Annotated in this window: 3 protein-coding genes; all 3 read left to right on the top strand. The window is 35.8% G+C overall.

Features of this window, described 5'->3' with window-relative positions; genetic code table 11:
- Window positions 1–150 (top strand): type II toxin-antitoxin system RelE/ParE family toxin (locus ADIS_RS22050; RefSeq protein WP_035807375.1); only part of this gene is annotated, 150 nt, incomplete at its 5' end.
- Window positions 151–154: 4 nt separating this feature from the next.
- On the top strand, window positions 155–454 hold the full coding sequence (locus ADIS_RS22045; protein WP_009033879.1) for a helix-turn-helix domain-containing protein: 300 nt from the start codon (window positions 155–157) through the stop codon (window positions 452–454).
- Window positions 455–668: 214 nt separating this feature from the next.
- Window positions 669–4,412: an ATP-dependent DNA helicase gene (locus ADIS_RS22040; RefSeq protein WP_010856971.1), complete on the top strand. Its 3,744-nt coding sequence runs from the start codon at window positions 669–671 to the stop codon at window positions 4,410–4,412.
- Window positions 4,413–4,478 lie beyond the last annotated feature (66 nt).

Genomic DNA, 4,478 nt, shown 5'->3' with positions numbered 1-4,478 from the left:
TCAAATATTTTCAGGATCTTTTGCTGCTTTGATGAAGGAAGGCTGGTGGTTCTGTTCAACGGTTTTCAAAAAAAGACCCAAAAGACTCCGAAGAATGAATTGGAGAAAGCAGAAAGGTTAATGAAGGAATATTTTCAAACAAAGAAATAAGATCATGAAGGATTATAGCAAAGTCAAAACATTCGATGAACTGATTGAACTTGAGCACGGAAAAATTGGAAGTGAAAGCAGAAATAAGTATGAAGAAAATGCTCAGATGTTCATCATCAGCGAAATGCTAAAAGAAGCGAGGAAGGAAGCAAATCTGACTCAAGAACAATTGGCAGAAAAAGCAGGAACAAAGAAAAGTTATATCTCAAAGCTTGAAAATGGTAAAGGAAATATTCAGTTGTCAACTTTGATCCGGATTTTCGAACAAGGATTGAATAAAAGAATTGGGTTAACATTCCTGTGAGCATTCGAAAGGAATAACGCACTCTAACATCACCTTGGAAGACAGCGGGCGGTTCCGAGTAAATAAAAAGTTCACTATCTTTAAAAAGTTAGGAGTAGGCTCGAAGGGAACGGTTCCGAATGCCCGCCGTCTCCAAGCTGAATCCCGTTATCGGTCAGGCTAAAGAGACAGCACACCCCAAAAAAACAGACAATAACCAAAGACAAACATAAAAATGAAACATAATCCAAGATACATTTTAAAACATCTTTCAATTCGTGTGCCTTGGCACGACAACGCTTGGAATGGTTCAGTTTGCAACAATCCAAAAGTCAATGGAGCCTGTCTTATTTTGAAAAATTGTGCTTTAAACAGAGATGATGAATTAGAAGACAGCACAAAAGGACAACTCATAAAAGACTTAGAAGAATCACAGTATCCAGTTTGTGTTGGAGAAAGAGCGACATTTATGTCACCGTTTCCGTTTTACAAAACGTTACGACACCCATATGCCGAAAGTTCACCGACAACACACGGCCATTTAAAACCGACAAAAATTCAATTCCCTGCATTTTCAGCGGCAGCAGTTCCATATCATTGGATGCTGAAAGAAAACGCAAAGGAGAAAACGAATTTATACAGCCTGAATTTTGACGAAAGTAGAGAACCACAACTTGATTGGGCAACAAGTGGAAATGACCATTGGGTTCAAGAATTGAATAATCAAAAAGCATTACTAAATGCTTTTTTTGAGCACTTATCTCCAAATCATTCTCTTGTTTTCTTCTATGCTAAACAGACTCCGTTTGTAGAAGAATCAGGAAGAGTTTTAGTTGGTGTTGGAAAAATTGACAAAATCATTCAATCCGAAGCTTACGAAGGCAGCAATAATCGCTTTGCTGCGGCATATTGGGAACATATGGTCTTACATTCTATTAGAAAGGATGGTAAAAATGGTTTCTTATTACCTTATCACGAAGCGATTTCATATCAAGAGGAAAATATTGATTTTGATATTGCTGAAATAGCGGTTATTGTTCCAAACGACAAACGTTTTGAATTTTCATATGCTGCCGAACACGTAAGCAACGATAGTGCAATTAGAGTTTTGTTGGAGTGTATTAAATCATTAGAGAAAGCCGAAGCATTAGGCATTGGCGACAACAATACTCTAAAAATCCAATGGATACACAACGAAATAGCCGAATTGGAAAAATTGAGAGGTGCTTACCCTGGAATGGGTTCTGCACTTTGTGCTTTTGGAATTGAAAAAGGGCATTTTGTTGCTGCGGAGATAATTAATCAACTAAAAGATGACGAAGAAAATCCTTGGCTTCTTTTCGAAAAAGCATTAGATAATCCCAAAGGTATTTTATCAGATGCGGTTGCAGCTTTACTCCCATTTAACAGTAAAAAACTGTATCAACAATTAAAAGCCAGAGCAACGCCAACTCGTATTCAATTTTTACACTTACTAAGTCGTTTTGACTTGAATATCGAGCAAGCAAAATTTCTTTTTGTTCACGAAGAAAGAGAAGAACTTGGAATTGACAGAAAAGATGAAGAATATTTAAATAATCCTTATCTGATTTATGAAGACTTGCGACTAACAGCTACACCAATAGCATTAGGAACAATTGATTTAGGATTATACTTGAAAAAACAGACTGAAAATTTGTTGCCAAACGGCATTTTATATTCAGACCCTTATGAAAATAATCGCATAAGAGCATTAACAATTCAACAATTAGAGTTTGCATCTATAATTGGTCACACCTTATTGCCACGTAAAGAAATAATCAAACAAATAAGAGGTCTATCTATTTCTCCAGCCTGTGATATAAATAGCGATTATTTTGATTTAGCCGAAACTGTTTTTTCAGGTGCAATTACATTACAAGAAATGAAAAACGGAGATAGAGCGTATCAGCTAAAGCGTTTTTCAGAAACAAGAGAAATTATCAATCAAAAAATAACTCAAAGAGTAAATGCAAAACGTCTTGAATTAAACGCAGATTGGACTTCTTTATTAGATGATGCTTTAAAAGCATATACCAAAGGTAAACCCGATGAACAAGAACTAAAAGCAAGAAAAGAGAAAGCCGCTGCGTTAAAAGAAATTGCAGAAAGTAGATTTTCAGTATTGATTGGTCCTGCGGGAACAGGAAAAACAACATTGCTTACCATTTTAGCTGGACAAAAAGAAGTTGAAGACAATGGAGTTCTATTGTTGGCACCAACAGGAAAAGCAAGAGTGCGTATGGAAGAAGTGGCAAAAGACATAAATGTTACAGCAAAAACATTAGCACAATTTTTACAAGGTTTCGGGAGATATAATGGTGAAGTGCAACAATATGTTTTGTCAAATCAATATTGCGAAGGTCAATACGAAACCGTTATTCTTGACGAAGCATCAATGCTGACCGAAGAAATGTTAGCTACAACTTTAGATTGTTTGAAAGGAGTTAAACGCTTCATTTTAGTTGGAGACCATAGGCAATTACCACCAATAGGTGCAGGTCGTCCATTTCTTGACATAATTCATTTTTTGAGACCTGAAGGAATTGAAACTTCTTTTCCGAGAATTAATAATGGTTACGCAGAACTTACTATAAAACGCAGACAAGGTGGAACAAAAAGAGAAGATTTGCAGCTTGCAGAATGGTTTAGCGGAGAATCTTTAGAACCCGGTGCAGACAGTATCATAAACCACATAATTACAACACCTAATTCAAGTTATCTAAGAATAGAATATTGGGAAAATGAAACGGAATTTGATAAAAAGTTCGAAGATGTTTTAGTTTCTGAATTAGGTATGTCTTCAATTGAAGATGTTGAGACGTTTAATAAGACCCTCGGCTCATCAGACGGCAGGTTTTTTAATTTCAGAGAAGCTGCAAATTCAGCAGAACATTGGCAAATATTATCACCTGTAAAGGAAAAGGTTTTTGGTGTAAGAGCATTAAACAGAAAAATACATAAGCAGTTCAGAAAAGACAAGGTTGAGTATGCACGGAATAAATACGGTAAAATCCCTTCGCCAATTGGGTTGGAGGAAATTGTATATGGAGACAAAGTTATCAACCTGATGAATAGCCGAAGAAATGAAGTGTGGCCTGACGGTTCATTGAATTATGTTGCAAATGGGGAAATTGGAATGGTAATTGGGCAATTCAAAACGCCCAAAATGACTTTTAAGGGAAGACCTAAAAACACAGAGATTGAATTTACATCTCAGAAAGGTTTCAAATACACGTTCAAAGGTTGGGAGTTTTCAGAAGAAGCAAACAATCCTCTTGAATTGGCTTATGCCCTTACGGTTCACAAAGCACAAGGAAGTGAATTTGGAAAAGTTTTTATTGTAATACCTAATCCTTGTTTTTTGTTGTCAAGAGAAATGCTTTACACAGCACTAACAAGACAAAAGGACAAAGTAATTTTACTCATTCAAGGAAATGCTTTTGACATAAAAGGTTTTGCTTCACCGACAAAATCTGACGCATTAAAAAGAATAACAAATTTATTCAACAATCCTGAACTAATTGAAATAGAAGGTCAATACCTTGAGAAAAACTTAATACACCAAGCAAGTGACGGAAAAATGTTGCGTTCAAAAAGTGAATTATTAATTTATCAGCGTTTAATTGACAAAAAATTAAGTCCTCTTTACGAGAAAAAACTTTTAATCAAAGAGGTAGAAAAACTTCCCGACTTCACTATTGAAAACGATGACACAGGCGAAATTTATTATTGGGAACATTGTGGAATGTTACACGACAAAGAATATAAACAACGTTGGGAAGAAAAATACGCTTGGTATAGAGAAAATGAAATTCTTCCATATGAAGAAGGTGGTGGAAAAAACGGAACACTAATCATAACCGAAGACAAACAAACTGTAATTCAAGACGGAAGTATTCGAGGTGCAATATCTGTTAAAGAAATAGACGATATAATTGAAAAAGTATTTAAGATATGACAACGACAGAAGCCCGAACCGATAACATACAAGGGCTAAACCGAAGTGGAGCGCAGCGGAATTTCG

It is taken from the genome of Lunatimonas lonarensis, assembly GCF_000390185.1.
GTDB lineage: Bacteria > Bacteroidota > Bacteroidia > Cytophagales > Cyclobacteriaceae > Lunatimonas > Lunatimonas lonarensis.
The sequence above is the reverse complement of the archived record's forward strand: the minus strand, read 5'-3'. Positions and strand labels throughout refer to the sequence as shown.

Excerpts from the sequence above, each read along its gene's own strand:
- ADIS_RS22045 (WP_009033879.1), top strand. The coding sequence starts at position 155 with ATGAAGGATTATAGCAAAGTCAAAACATTCGATGAACTGATTGAACTT.
- ADIS_RS22040 (WP_010856971.1), top strand. The coding sequence starts at position 669 with ATGAAACATAATCCAAGATACATTTTAAAACATCTTTCAATTCGTGTG.